The organism is Cobetia sp. 3AK, from assembly GCF_029846335.1.
Lineage (GTDB): Bacteria > Pseudomonadota > Gammaproteobacteria > Pseudomonadales > Halomonadaceae > Cobetia > Cobetia marina.
Genome location: NZ_JARWKR010000011.1, coordinates 59,718 through 73,705, shown reverse-complemented (window position 1 = coordinate 73,705; position 13,988 = coordinate 59,718). Strand labels below are relative to the sequence as shown.

12 protein-coding genes are annotated in these 13,988 nt (G+C 62.9%); 7 read left to right on the top strand and 5 right to left on the bottom strand.

The features are described from left to right. Nucleotides 1–115: 115 nt before the first annotated feature. Nucleotides 116–700 (top strand): VTT domain-containing protein, encoded by a 585-nt coding sequence (locus tag QD228_RS14750; protein ID WP_084209012.1) that lies wholly within the window; start codon nucleotides 116–118, stop codon nucleotides 698–700. On the opposite strand, the gene QD228_RS14745 is transcribed toward QD228_RS14750, so the two are convergent. From QD228_RS14745 to QD228_RS14730, 4 genes are all read right to left on the bottom strand, one after another. After that, entirely contained in the window at nucleotides 677–2,113 is a 1,437-nt protein-coding gene (locus tag QD228_RS14745; protein ID WP_279875968.1) for a D-serine ammonia-lyase, read from the bottom strand. The genes QD228_RS14750 and QD228_RS14745 overlap by 24 nt on opposite strands. Nucleotides 2,114–2,766: 653 nt before the next feature. Continuing rightward, the gene (locus QD228_RS14740; RefSeq protein ID WP_084209010.1) at nucleotides 2,767–3,186 is read right to left on the bottom strand and encodes a CBS domain-containing protein; all 420 of its coding nucleotides are present in this window, start codon (nucleotides 3,184–3,186) and stop codon (nucleotides 2,767–2,769) included. Between the two features lie 212 nt (nucleotides 3,187–3,398). Continuing rightward, nucleotides 3,399–4,883, bottom strand: coding sequence for a dihydrolipoyl dehydrogenase (locus QD228_RS14735; protein WP_077372695.1), 1,485 nt, complete (start codon nucleotides 4,881–4,883; stop codon nucleotides 3,399–3,401). Nucleotides 4,884–4,997: 114 nt separating this feature from the next. Further along, nucleotides 4,998–5,747: a glutathione peroxidase gene (locus tag QD228_RS14730; protein ID WP_077372697.1), complete on the bottom strand. Its 750-nt coding sequence runs from the start codon at nucleotides 5,745–5,747 to the stop codon at nucleotides 4,998–5,000. Between the two features lie 335 nt (nucleotides 5,748–6,082). Between QD228_RS14730 and QD228_RS14725 the strand changes: the two genes are divergently transcribed. From QD228_RS14725 to QD228_RS14700, 6 genes are all read left to right on the top strand, one after another. Then, a complete protein-coding gene (locus QD228_RS14725; RefSeq protein ID WP_240499559.1) occupies nucleotides 6,083–6,343 on the top strand; it encodes a hypothetical protein in 261 nt (86 codons plus the stop codon). An 82-nt stretch (nucleotides 6,344–6,425) separates the two neighbouring features. Further along, entirely contained in the window at nucleotides 6,426–6,587 is a 162-nt protein-coding gene (locus QD228_RS14720; RefSeq protein WP_043334518.1) for a YqaE/Pmp3 family membrane protein, read from the top strand. A 429-nt stretch (nucleotides 6,588–7,016) separates the two neighbouring features. Then, nucleotides 7,017–8,150 (top strand): ABC transporter ATP-binding protein, encoded by a 1,134-nt coding sequence (locus QD228_RS14715; protein ID WP_077373231.1) that lies wholly within the window; start codon nucleotides 7,017–7,019, stop codon nucleotides 8,148–8,150. Between the two features lie 100 nt (nucleotides 8,151–8,250). After that, nucleotides 8,251–9,408, top strand: coding sequence for an extracellular solute-binding protein (locus QD228_RS14710; protein WP_240499558.1), 1,158 nt, complete (start codon nucleotides 8,251–8,253; stop codon nucleotides 9,406–9,408). A gap of 158 nt (nucleotides 9,409–9,566) precedes the next feature. After that, entirely contained in the window at nucleotides 9,567–10,868 is a 1,302-nt protein-coding gene (locus QD228_RS14705) for an ABC transporter permease (protein WP_077372703.1), read from the top strand. Between the two features lie 3 nt (nucleotides 10,869–10,871). Then, nucleotides 10,872–11,723, top strand: a complete 852-nt coding sequence (locus QD228_RS14700; RefSeq protein ID WP_077372706.1) for an ABC transporter permease — start codon at nucleotides 10,872–10,874, stop codon at nucleotides 11,721–11,723. Between the two features lie 147 nt (nucleotides 11,724–11,870). Here QD228_RS14700 and QD228_RS14695 read toward each other — a convergent pair whose 3' ends face one another. After that, nucleotides 11,871–13,895: a sigma 54-interacting transcriptional regulator gene (locus QD228_RS14695; RefSeq protein ID WP_279875967.1), complete on the bottom strand. Its 2,025-nt coding sequence runs from the start codon at nucleotides 13,893–13,895 to the stop codon at nucleotides 11,871–11,873. Nucleotides 13,896–13,988 lie beyond the last annotated feature (93 nt).

Below are 13,988 nucleotides of genomic sequence, written 5' to 3'. Positions count from 1 at the left end.
CTTGAGAGCTGGCCTTGAGAACAGGCTTCGAGGTCAGGCGTGTGGCCAGGCTGGCAAGCGGGGCGGACTCAAGGCAAAGTGGTCAGCTCATCATCCAGGACAACGTGCTGCCTTCATGTGGAAACTCTCTTCCGCGAGTGATTGGCTCGACCGCCTCAATCAATCCCGCCACGCCATGCTGTGGCTGTTCATCGCCTCGATGCTGGAAACCCTTTTGATCCCGATTCCCATCGAGGTCATCCTGATCCCGTGGATGCTGCGCCATCCCGAGCGCCGCTGGCGAGTGGCCGCGGTGGCATTGGCCGGCAACCTCACCGCGGCGCTGCTGGGGTTCTATCTCGGGGCCTATGCACTGGCGGCGTGGGGCGATGGGTTGATCAGCTTCTTCGGCGGCCAGCAGGCCTTCGAAGCCTTCCAGCAGCGCTTCAGCGAGCAGGGCTTCCTCGCCATCATGCTGATCGGCATCGTGCCGATTCCCTTTCAGAGCGCCATGCTGGTCGCCGGTGCCAGCGGGTATCCGGTCGGGCTGTTCCTGCTGGCGGCACTGGTCGGGCGCGGAGTGCGCTATTTCGGACTGGCGGCCCTGGTGGCACTGGTCGAGGATCAGGCGATGGCCCTCTGGCAACGCTATTCACGCCCGCTGGGCGTGATCGGGCTGACCCTGACGGGCGTGTGGTTATGGCAGGCGTTCATCGCTTGATCTGCCGGCAGTCGCCAGCAACGCCTTGCCACGCTGATAGTCGGCCTGCCAGATCTCATCGGGCACCATGCTGCCGCCGGTGGCCCATATGACATGGGTGGTGTTGGCCTGTACTTCGCCGTCATCCAGCCCGACAGCCGCTCGCCAGGCGTGCCACTCGGGAGCGTCATTGCGCAGCACGCGGATGATGCCGGGCACCCCGGCCAGCGCCGATGGCTCAAGCTTGAGCCCTTCGCTGTCATGCGCCAGTGCCAGCCATTCGAGCATGCTGTCATCCGACAGGGTGTAGATGCCACTGAGCAGCGGTGCCATCACCTGTCCGACGAAGGCCGAGGCGCGCCCCACCGCCAGGCCATCGGCACAGGTGCGATTGTCCAGTCCGATATCCTCCACCGCGATGCCGTCATGCTTCCCGGTCAACATGCCCAGCAGCATGCAGGGGGAATTGACCGGCTCGGCGAAGAAGCAGTGCACGGCGTCACCGAAGACCTGCTTGAGGCCGTAGGCCACGCCGCCCGGGCCGCCGCCGACGCCACACGGCAGGTAGACGCACAGCGGATGGCGGGCATCCACGGCAATCCCCTGATCCTCGAGCTGCCGCGCGAGGCGGCCGGCTGCCGTGGCGTAGCCCATGAACAGATCCCGCGAGCTTTCATCATCGATGAAGTGGGCGTCTGGCTGCTGCGCCTCCCGGCGTCCAGCCTCGACCGCCTTGCTGTAATCGCCGCTGTGCTCCACGACCTCTGCGCCACGCGAGCGCAGCAGATCCTTCTTCCACTGCTTGGCATCCGCCGACATGTGGACGGTGACGCGAAAGCCGAGTCGGGCACTCATGATCCCGATGCTGAGTCCCAGGTTGCCGGTGGAGCCCACCAGTATCCGCTGGTTGGCCAGCAGTGCCTGAATCGCGGGGTGTTCGAAGGCGCGATAGTCGTCATCAAGACGCACAAGCCCTGCGTCAACGGCGAGACGCTCGGCATGCTTGAGCACCTCGTGGATGCCACCACGTGCCTTGATGGACCCTGAGATCGGCAGTTGATGGTCACATTTGATCATCAGGCGGCCGGGGAGTGTCTGCCCGGAGGCATGGGAGGTATCAGGCGTGGCAAGGGACTCGCCCAGCGCCTGCTGCAAGCTGGGCGCTGCCACCAGCGGTGATTCGATGCGCCCTGACGCGGCGGCCGTCTCAGGAAAGGCCTCGGCAATCCAGGGCGCGAAACGTGCCAGGCGCGCCTCGGCAGCCTCGATATCCTGTTCGCCCACGCCACTTGCCTGCAATGCCGGCGAGGCCTGCGCTTGCGTGATGTCGAGTCGTCCGGGATTCAGCCAGCTGATTTCCCGGCGAGCCCTCAAGGTGGCAATTTCCGGATGATGCAGGGTGAGGGCACTCAGATCATGGGGCGTGGCAGACATGCGATGTCCTTGTGATGGGGGGCTCGATTGCGCAGCAATGTGGAACAGGCCTCAGGCTAGCGCGTCCTTGCCCGACATGTCTCGGATCAATCGGGCCTGCACATTCGGCCCTGCACATGATGCGAGCCGACTCATGCGTCTTCATCAGGCAACGCACGTAGCCCAGCTTTCACATCTGGTAAAGGTCTGTGACAAAAAAGGCCGATTTTTTTGGCCACCCTCGGGATAGAAATGCCAAAGCTGCAGTCATAGTTGGCAAGGACATGATGTTATCGCGATGTTATGTCTGGCTTTAACTGTTCTTATCCACCGCCATGCACTGCTTGGCGGTTTTTTTTGGTCACGAGGGCGTGGTCATCGAGTCAATGCTACGGCGTCATTGCCCGAGAGAACGTCATGGCTTGCGTTCGCAAGCACTTTTCCGTCCTGGGGTGACGCTCCAGAGATCATGACCCGGACATGAATGGGTTAGCTGGCAGGTAATCATGTGAGGCAAGGCCTCGCACATCGGATGGTCGGAGCGACATGAAAAAGCCCGCGCAGACAGGATGTCTGCGCGGGCTTTTTCATGGGCGCTGCATGCTTCTGCATGCTCCTTCATGCGGCGCCATGTCTGGCCAGCGTCGTCAGGCAATCACGTGCCGGATGTCAGTTCAGCAACCCGCCTGCATGGTGAGCAGGGCACTCAGGACATCACGACGTGTCACCACACCGATCAGGCGTCCCTGTTCCACCACGGGATAGACCTTGGGCTGATGACCATTCATGCGCTGTGCAAGGTCGGTGATGCTGTCATTGGGGCCGACACTCAGGACCTCGTGACGCATGAGGTCACCGACCTGTGCGTGTTGGCCGCAGTGATAGGCGCTGTCGAGCAGCTTGCCGAGGATGTCCTGCTCCGAGATGAAACCGACCAGACGATCCAGGTCATCGACCACAGGCGCACCCGGCAGACGGTGATGGGTCAGGCCGTGGGCGAATTCCAGAATGCTGGTGCGTGCCTTCACCCGATAACAGTCGCGGGACATGATGTCGCGAAGGGTCGAAGGGACCTTCAGTTGTGTGGCTTTCATGGGCAGGTCTCCTGCTTCGCCGCTGACGACGCCCGGGCAGGGGGTCGTTCGATGGATGTCGGCTACCCGCCAGGCGGTAGCCGACGGCATGTCGACGTCTCGTTCAGAGCATAGAGCATCCAATCGTGAGCTGCCCGACGCCGCTTGTCGCCTTGTCTCGGGGAGTCCGATCGCCAGTGGCCATCAGACTCCCCGAGCGTCGTGCGGCGAGATCAGTCGCCCGGGCCGCACTCCATGCAGCGTTCGACCACGGCCGGCCCCAGCTGCAGGTTGGCATTGAGATCCCGCAGCGCGGTGCGCAGACCTTCCTCGATCACCGGGTGATAGAAGGGCATTTCCAGCATCTGCTCGATGGTCATGCGCTGCTGATGGGACCAGGCCAGCAGGTGGGCGAGGTGCTCGGCACGGGGACCGAAGATCTCGGCACCCAGCAGCAGGCCAGTGCCTTGCTCGCCATAGACGCGCAGCATGCCCTTATTCATGCGCATCACGCGGGAGCGGCCCTGGCCGGTGAAGTCGACTTCGCCGACCGCGTAGCAGTCGCAGGCACCGTAGCGCTGTTCGATCTCGGCGGTGGAGAGGCCGATGGTCGCCATCTGCGGATCGCTGAAGACGACGGCGATGGTGCTCTTGCGGTGACCGGCACGCACCTCGGGGAAGCGACCGGCGTTGTCACCGGCGATACGGCCCTCGTCGGAGGCCTCGTGCAGCAGCGGCAGGTCGTTGTTGGCGTCGCCGGCGATGAAGACATGGCTCGGGGTGTCATCGCTCAGGCGAGTCTGCAGGGTGTGGCGATTGAAGATCGGCACGCCGCGCTCGTCCAGCTTCAGCCCGAGGGCGTCGATATTGAGACGATCGACATTCGGGCGACGACCGGTCGCCGCGAGCAGATAGTCGAAACGCTCGGTCAGGCGAGCTTCGCTGCCACGCTCGATGAAGGTGATCTCGACGCCGGCACCGTTCTCGTCCTCGACACGTTCGATCTTCTCGACCTTGGCGTCCGGGTCCAGATAGAACTCCTCGTTGAAGACGCGATCGGCATTGGCACGCAGCTTCTCGTCACGCAGCGGGCCGATGGCACCGCCGACACCGAACATGCGGATGCGCACGCCGAGACGCGTGAGCGCCTGACCCAGCTCCAGCCCGATGACGCCCGGGCCGAAGACGGCGACGGATTCCGGCAGGTCGTCCCACTCGAAGACGTTGTCGTTGATGATCAGGCGATCACCGGCATTCTCGAAGAAGCCCGGGTAGCTGGGGCGCGAGCCGGTGGCGATCACGACACGCTCGAAGGTCACGCGGGTCTCGTTGTCGCCGATGATCAGGCTGTTGGCGGTCTCGAAACGTGCATTGCCGCGCAGCTTGTCCTGCGGCGGGATGCCTTCCACGGACTCGACCACGAAACCGACGAAGCGGTCGCGCTCCCGCTTGACGCGGTCCATCACGGCGCGGCCATCCACCTTGACCTCGCCTTCGATATTGATGCCGAACGGTGCGGTATCACGGGCGTGATGCGCGGCTTCCGCCGCACTGATCAAGAGCTTGGAGGGCATGCAGCCGACACGGGCACAGGTGGTGCCGTAGGGGCCGCCCTCGATCATGACCACGGAATCGGTGTGGGCCTTGGCGGCGCGATAGGCGCCGAGTCCTGCACTGCCTGCGCCGATGATGGCGACTTCAACCTGGCGTTCGTTCACGTAGTACTCCTCAAGGTGCGCCAGCGGCGCACCTGACTGAATGGGGTCTCAGGCGCGGGGTGACCCGCGCATGATGAAACGAGATGGCGATGGGGTTACGTCAGCGTGAAGCGCTCAGGCGCTGGTCAGGCTGCCGAAGTAGCGGGCGACTTCATCGCTGCCGCCGACGTGCTCACCGTCGATCCAGACCTGAGGCACGGTGGCCTGGCCGGTCATGGCGCGCAGGGTGCGAGAGGTCACGCCACGGGTGCCGACTTCGATGACTTCGTAGCTGATGCGGGCTTCATCAAGCATCTGCTTGGCACGTGCGCAGTACGGGCAGCCCGGCTTGCTGAACAGGGTGGCGAAGCTGGGACGGCCGGCTTCCGGGTCCAGATAATCCAGCATGGTGTCGGCGTCGGAGACTTCAAAGGGGTCGCCCGGTTTCTGCGGCTCGATGAACTGCTTCTCGACCACGCCGTTGCGCACCAGCATGGAGTAGCGCCAGCTGCGCTTGCCGAAGCCGATATCGCTCTTGTCCACCAGCATGCCCATGCCCTGTGCGAAGTCACCGTTGCCATCGGCGATCAGGCTCAGGTTCTCGGCTTCCTGATGCTCGCCCCAGGATTCCATGACGAAGGCGTCGTTGACCGACAGGCAGACGATCTCGTCGATCCCGACCGCATAGAAACGATCGGCCAGTTCGTTGTAACGCGGCAGGTGGGTGGAAGAGCAGGTCGGGGTGAAGGCACCCGGCAGGGCGAAGACCACCACGTTGCGGCCCGAGAAGATCTCCTCGCTGGTGCGCTCGACCAGACGGCCGTCGCGGCGAATCTTGAAGCTGACGTTGGGGACTTGCTGGCCTTCGTGTGACTCGAGTTGCATGAAATTGGCTCCGATCTCGACAAGAGAATGTTGAATGGGTTGGCAGGCGATGAAGACTTCGAAAAGGAAAGCAGGACCTCGAAGAATCAGTGCCTTGCGAAACTGGAGCCAGTCTATGCAGATGCCGGGGGCGGGTGAATTTGATTGCATCAAGCGATGCGATAGCTTTTCTTGATGACGTGAGCCTGGACGACTGAACGTTTGCGGAGTTTTTTGTTCGAAAGCGGTGTGCAGGCTTGATATTGCTCGGTGTCAGCCGCAGATAGTGGGTAAGTCACAGCATCGTCAGGTTTCGCGCCTGACAAGCGAGGCAGCAGATGAACGCAAGAGAGTACATGGCAAAGCACGGCCTGGATGGCGACAAGGACAAGGAGGAGGACAAGCCTCAGAGTCTGGAAGAACACGCCTGGGCACGTGCACGTGAGTCGGGCAGTCACCGCCCCCGCAGTGGCACGCCACATGACTGGGAGGACTGGGAGCGTTATCACGAGCAACTGGCAGCGGAGTCCGAGTCGCTTGCACAGAAGGTCAATCGTGACTCCCGGGTCAAGTCGCAGGACTCGACAGATGAGGACGAACCGCCACGGAAGCCATGAGTGCGTCATTCGTGTGTCACGCTGCAGGTAGACGTTGGACGAGAGGATCAGGTCACCCAATTCCACCCGCAAGGAGCAAACTATGGATATCATTCGCATCATTCTGGCCATCATCCTTCCGCCGCTGGGCGTACTGATGCAGGTGGGGGTCGCCAACAAGCATTTCTGGATCAACATCATCCTGACCTGTTTCGGCTTCCTGCCGGGGATCATCCACGCCGTGTGGGTCATCACCAAGTTCTGACCCGGTCCGGGCGACCCGGTCCGGGCCCCGTGTGGCGGGTTCGCATCCCGTGAGGCATTGCGAACTTGACCGGCTGATTCGACCGGCTGACATGATCGGTGCCGCCACCTGGCCTGGAAAGTTGAAAGACCTGAAGCCCCGTCTGACATTCGTGCAGGCGGGGCTTTCTAGTGGGCGCTCGCCGGGCACGGCCCTTGCCCCGTGAGTCCCGCGAGAGAGGTTCGCGGCGGGAAGCAACGTGCCTATAGTCCAATGTTCAGACTTTCGCATAGCCTGCTTTCAACGCTATTCAGCGGGAGTGCCGCTTGTCGCCTTTGGTCTGCCGCCGTAGGGTCAAATGGCAGTGAGAGCAGTGATCACGGGGCGGGTGAAGCCCGGTCGATCGCGGGCTTCGCGATAACAACAACATGATGGATACCACGCATGGTCATGACTGCAGAGCCCGACGCGCCGCAGGAGACCAGCTCCTGCTTCGCGATCTTCAATGATGTGCAAAAGAGCTATGACGGCGAAACGCTGGTGGTCAAGGGCTTCAATCTTGAAGTTCGGCGCGGCGAGTTCGTCACCCTGCTGGGGCCGTCCGGTTCCGGCAAGACCACCTGCCTGATGATGATGGCGGGCTTCGAAACGCCGACTCATGGCGACATCCTTCTCGACGGTACCCCCATCAACGACTTGCCACCGCACAAGCGCGGCATCGGCATGGTCTTCCAGAATTACGCCCTGTTTCCGCACATGAGCGTGGCCGAGAACCTGGCATTTCCGCTGGAAGTGCGCGGCATGAGCAAGGAAGAGATTTCCACCAAGGTGGCCAATGCACTGGACATGGTGCGGCTCGGCGAATTCGGGGATCGCCGCCCGGGGCAACTCTCCGGCGGACAGCAACAGCGGGTCGCCCTGGCGCGCGCGCTGGTCTTCGAGCCGGAACTGGTGCTGATGGATGAGCCGCTGGGGGCGCTTGACAAGAATCTGCGTGAAGAGATGCAGTTCGAGATCAAGCGCATCCACCAGCGTCTCGGCGTCACCATGCTCTACGTGACCCATGATCAGACGGAAGCGCTGACCATGTCGGACCGCATCGCGGTCTTCAATGATGGCATCGTCCAGCAGCTGGCGACCCCCGAGGCGCTATATGAAGCGCCGGAGAATGCCTTCGTCGCCTATTTCATCGGCGAGAACAACCGCCTCAACGGGCAGGTCACACAGCTGGAAGCACAAGACGCGCATTGCACCGTGACCCTCGACAGTGGCGAGCAGGTGCGGGCACTCAAGGTCGCCGTCAATGAGATTGGCGAGCGTACCCAGCTGTCGCTCCGCCCGGAGCGGGTGCGCCTGCTGTCCAGCGAAGAGGCAGGTGTTTCATCCCCCCCCGACAATGTCTTTACCGCCGAGGTGCTTGAGGTGATCTATCTTGGAGATCATCTGCGCACGCGAGTGGCGGTATGTGGCAGTGACGAATTCATCATCAAGACACCCAATGCCGAAGGCTATCCACCCTTGCGGCCCGGACAGACATTGCAGGTCGGGTGGGATGCCTGCGATTGCCGAGCACTGGATGCCTGACGACAGCACAGGAGACGAACGCAGGCCTTACCCGAGAGAGCAACAGCACGATTCGCGACAAGAGTGCAGTACAACAACAAGAATTCAGGGAGATTCACCCATGTCAGTGATCAATCGATTCATCTCTTCACGTCGCATCGCCCAGGTGTCGCGTTCCTGCGCAGGGGCCAGCATGCCACTGCGTGCCGCTCTGGTCGTGGCGGTCGCCACGGCAAGCCTTGGCGCCACCGCGGCTCAGGCCGAGACACTCAATATCGTGTCGTGGGGCGGGGCGTACAGTGAAAGCCAGCTCAAGGCCTATCACGAGCCATGGGAAGAGAAGAGCGGCGATACCGTCGTCAATATCGACAAGTCGTCCAATGCGCTCTCGGGGCTGCGTGCCCAGGTACAGGCAGGCAACGTCACCTGGGATCTGGTCGACATGTTGCCCAGCGACGCGCTGATCGCCTGCTCCGAAGGGCTGATCGAGCCGCTGGACCCGGACACCCTGTTCGCGGCAGCGCCGGATGGAACACCGGCCAGTGAGGATTTCATCGAAGGCTCGCTCAGTGAGTGCTTCGTGCCGCAGATCGTCTATTCCAACATCGTGGCCTTCAATACCGAGATGTTCCCCGAGGACAAGCAGCCGGATTCCATCGATGATGTCTTCAATCTCGAGGAGTTCCCCGGCAAGCGTGCGTTGCAGAAGAAGCCGATCAACAACATGGAATGGGCACTGGTCGCTGATGGTGTGGCACCGGAAGAGGTCTACGACATGCTGGAGACCGATGAAGGCATCGAGCGTGCCTTCGCCAAGCTCGATACCATCAAGGACAGCGTCATCTGGTGGGAGGAGGGTGCCCAGCCGCCGCAGCTGCTGGCGGACAAGGAAGTGGCCTTCGCCTCTGCCTACAACGGCCGTATCTTCAATGCCGAGGTCAACGAGAAGCAGCCCTTCGCCATCGTCTGGGATGCTCAGGTGTTCGAGCTGGACGGCTGGGTCGTCCCGACCGGCAAGCTCGACAAGGTCAAGGATTACCTGATGTTTGCCACCGACACCCAGCGTCTGGCGGACCAGGCCAAGTACATCTCCTACGGCCCGGCACGTACCTCGTCTGCGGCGCTGGTCTCGACCCACGCCGATACGGGCATCGACATGAAGCCGCACATGCCGACCTACGGCCCCAACTTCGAGACCGCCATTCCCAAGGATGACGAGTTCTGGGCCGACAACCTCGATGAGCTGAGCCAGCGCTTCAACGCCTGGCTGGCACGCTGATTCCGCACTGACCCGATGGCCCCGGTGGCGCACGACCGCGCGCCGGGGCCTTTTTGATCATGCCTGATCGCCCGGCAGTTCGTGCTCGTCCCCGCCTTCACGTGCGGGAATCGGCTGACGGCTCAGGCATCCTCGGATAGCCGATCAAGGAGTGCAGGATGAGCGATTCCTCCGCCCCGGCCACGTCCGGAAGCGCAGAACATGACCCCAATGGAGCACCCGGCGCGGCACTGACCACCGCCGACGGCGTGCCCCTGAAACAGAGTCTCAATCGTGCCATCCGCCGCAGCCGTCTCAAGGCGTTGCTGCTGGTGGCACCGCTGTTGATCTTCATCGGGCTGGCCTTCGTCATGCCCATCTTCGACATGCTGTCGCGCAGTGTCGACAACCCGGAAGTCTCCACCTATCTGCCGCGCACCAGTGAGGCGCTGGTTGACTGGGACGGCGAGGGATTGCCGGATGAGGCTACCTACGCCGCGCTGGCAGATGACCTTGCCGCGGGCCTCAAGGCGCGCAATCTCGGGCGTGTCGCTTCACGTCTCAACTATGAAATGTCGGGCATGCGCTCACTGTTCATGAAGAGTGCACGCAAGGCCGCTCGCATGGAGGCCCCTTACAAGGCGGCATTGATCGAGGCCGATGAGGACTGGCAGGACCCGGACATCTGGCGCTTGATCAAGCGCGAGTCCACGCCTTACACGGCTTCCTACTATCTGGCCGCGGTGGATCGTCAGTTCTCTCCCACTGGCGAGATCGTCGAGAAGCCGGAATATCTGCAGATCCATGTCTCGCTGTTCATCCGGACCTTCTGGATGAGCGCCGCGATCACCGGGCTATGTCTGTTGCTGGCCTATCCGGTGGCCTGGCTGCTGGCGACCCTGCCTGCCGGGCGCGGCAATCTGCTGATGATTCTGGTGTTGCTGCCGTTCTGGACTTCGCTTCTGGTACGCACCACGACATGGATCGCGATCCTGCAGCAGCAGGGGGTGCTCAACGACATGCTGGTAGGCGTCGGGATACTCGCCGAGGAGGCGCGCATCCAGATGATCTACAACAAGACCGGCACTATCATCGCGATGACCCACATCCTGCTGCCCTTCATGATCCTGCCGCTGTACTCGGTCATGAAGACCATTCCGCCCAGCTACATGCACGCGGCGCGCTCGCTGGGTGCCGGGCCGATCACCGCCTTCCGACGCGTCTACTTCCCGCAGACCCTGCCGGGTATCGGAGCAGGCTCGATTCTGGTCTTCATTCTCTCCATCGGCTACTACATCACGCCGGCACTGGTGGGCGGGCAGTCGGGCCGCTTCATCACCAACTTCATCGCCTATCACATGCAGACCTCGCTCAACTGGGGACTGGCAGCGGCCATTGGCTCGATCCTGCTGGTCGTGGTGATCCTCTTCTATCTCGTCTACAACCGCCTGATCGGTGTCGACAAGGTCAAACTGGGGTGACAGATGGCCATACCTTCCTATGCAACACGTGGTGAGCGGATCTGGCATTGGGTGTTCTGCGCACTCTGTGCGCTGATCTTCCTGTTCCTGATCGGCCCGATCCTGGTGATCATTCCGCTCTCGTTCAATGCCGAACCCTACTTCACCTTCTCGGAGAAGATGCTGTCGCTGGACCCGGAGGGTTACTCGCTGCGCTGGTATCAGGAGTTCTTCACGTCGGATGAGTGGATGCGCTCGATCAAGAACAGCATCTTCGTCGCGGTGTGTGCCACGGTGCTGGCCACGGTGCTGGGCACGCTTGCCGCGCTTGGGCTTTCGAGTCGCTTCATGCCGTTTCGCAACACGATCATGGCGATCCTGATCTCGCCGATGATCGTGCCATTGATCATCAGTGCCGCGGCGATGTTCTTCTTCTTCTCGAAGCTGGGGCTGACGCAGACCTATCTGGGCGTGATTCTGGCGCACACCGCGCTTGGCATTCCCTTCGTGGTGATCACGGTGACGGCGACGCTGTCCGGATTCGATCACTCTCTGACGCGTGCGGCGCACTCGCTGGGGGCCAGCCCGAGTCGCACCTTCTTCCGCATCATCCTGCCGCTGGTGACGCCGGGCGTGGTGTCCGGTGCGCTGTTCGCCTTCATCACCTCGTTCGATGAAGTCGTGGTGGTGCTGTTCATCGCCGGGCCGGCGCAGACCACCATCCCGATCCAGATGTGGTCCGGTATCCGCGAGGAGATCAGTCCGACGATTCTGGCGGTGGCCACGCTGCTGGTGCTGGTCTCGATCCTGCTGTTGACGACACTGGAGCTGATTCGCCGTCGCAATGAGCGCCTACGCGGCCTGACGCCGAGCTGATCTTTTTCCTCGACCCTCTGCCCTTGAGTGCTGAGCGCTTGATGGCTGTGAGAAATAGGGGTCGCAAGAAACGCCCGTGCCCCCGCAGAGTCTGTCTGCGGGGGCACGGGCGTTTCAGGGCCGGGGCTTAAGGAGAAGCCTGCTGCGTCAGGCCGCGCCGAGTCGCTTGTAGAGCGTGGTGCGACTGATGCCCAGCTCCCGAGCGAGACGCGAGACGTTGCCGCCCAGCGCGTCCAGCGCGCTCTGCAGCTCCTCGGCACTGGAGAGGTCATGCAGCGGGGGCAGGGGAGGCTTCTCGGGCGGCAGCATGGCGCAATGTTGTGCATGCGATGCGCTGCTGAATTCGCCCGACAGCATCACGTGGCACGCTTCAAGAGACGGCCCATCGCACAGCGCCAGTGCCAGACGCAACACATTGTCCAGCTCACGCACGTTGCCCGGCCAATCATGCTGCATGAGACGGTTCAGGAAATCAGGGGTGATGCGTGGCAGCTCGCGTTGCTGCTCCCGGCACAGCCGTGTCAGCAGGGCATGGCTCAATCCAGCCATGTCCTGGCGATCGCGCAGTGGCGGCAGGGCGATGCTGGCGCCACACAGTCGGTAGTAGAGGTCCGCCCGGAAGTGACCTGCCTTGACCAGCTCGCTGAGAGGCTGATGGGTGGCGGCCACCAGTTCGAAGTCGACTCGCTGCGGCTTGCCGCCGCCCAGCGGGGTGACTTCACGCTCCTGCAGCACGCGCAGCAGACGCGCCTGGACATGCAGTGGCATATCGCCGATTTCATCCAGAAACAGGCGTCCGCCATTGGCCTCGATCAGTCGGCCCTCGCGCCCCGCAGGGTCGGCACCGGTGAAGGCGCCGCGCCGATACCCGAACAGCTCAGCCTCGACCAGCTCATCGGGCAATGCCGCGCAATTGATGGCGACCAGTGGCTGATGGGCGCGATGACTGGCCTGATGCAGCGCCTTGACCACCTCTTCCTTGCCGACACCTGTCTCGCCCTGCAGCAGCAGTGGCAGGCGAGCGTTCACCAGCCGTGCCAGCAGCTCGCAGACTCGGGCCCAGCCGGCATCGCCATGATGCAGGCGCGCAAGGCTCGGATGGCAGGCAGCGGCCTGAGTGGCCAGCGGGCCAGTTCGCTCATCGGTGGGGTGAGTGGCTGGAGCGCGTGCCTGAATGCGTGGCCTGGGCAGGACACCGCACAAGGCGTAGCCCGTGAAATGCGGGTGTTGCGTGAGCGTCAGGCACTCCGCGTCGTCAAGCTGGGCCAGCGGTGCCCAGTCCAGCTGCCAGCGAGCCAGGGGCTGGCCCAGCAACAGATGGAGGTCATCGCGCGTGGCGCAGCTGTCGTTGTCCGCCGGGTGTTCCGCGCAATCTGGCGATGGCGGGAGCTCAAGGTGCGCTGCCAGCAGCTGCAGCCCTCTGCGACTGGCGGCCGCGACCTGGCCCTGCGGCGTGACAGCCAGCAGGGCGGCGCTGGGCGAGTCCAGCTGAGAACGGTTGAGATGCAGGCGCAACAGATGATGATCATGTCCGAGCGCCTCGCCCAGACGGCGTTGCTCGATGTCATCCGCCAGGACGCCGAGCATGCCGAGACTGTACTGGCGGACGCGATAGGGGTCGCAGATCAGCCCCAGGCAGCCCTCGCAGGCACCGGGGGTCAGCCCGCGGCGACTGTTCCAGCTCGCGGGCGCCAGCAGGGCGGCACTGGCACTGGCCAGCCCCTTGAGGCACTCGGCGTCATGCGCGTCAAGCGCGATGCGTGCCAGGCGATTGGCACGTGGCGCATTCAGCGTCTCGGCGATGGCGTTATGCCCCAGCGATTCCTCGCGCCAGCGCGCGCCGGGGCGCAGCAGGGTGGCGTCATTGCCCAGGAGCTGTTGATGGCCGTAGCTTGCCAGCACCACGCCGTCGCGGTCGGTCAGTACCAGACACGCCTGCCAGTGATCGAGCAGGTTAAGGGTATGACCGGCCACCGCTGACGCCACCGTCGCCATCAGGCTGGCGGCCTGACGCTGACGCCAGACGAGCTCTTCCGGCGGACACACCAGTGAGGAATGCTGAAGTGCCACGGGAGCAGCGGCGGGATGGGGCGTGGAGTGAGCTGGGGTGGCGGCGGTGTGGTTATCGACATGGTTGTCGACGTGGCTGGCGGAATGATGGCGTGCTGTCATGAGACATCCCTTGTGCGGCGGGCCTTTCAGGCCTCTGTTGTTATTGATGCTGTTATCGGTCTGGGGGAGTGTTCACGGCAATGTTCACTTGTG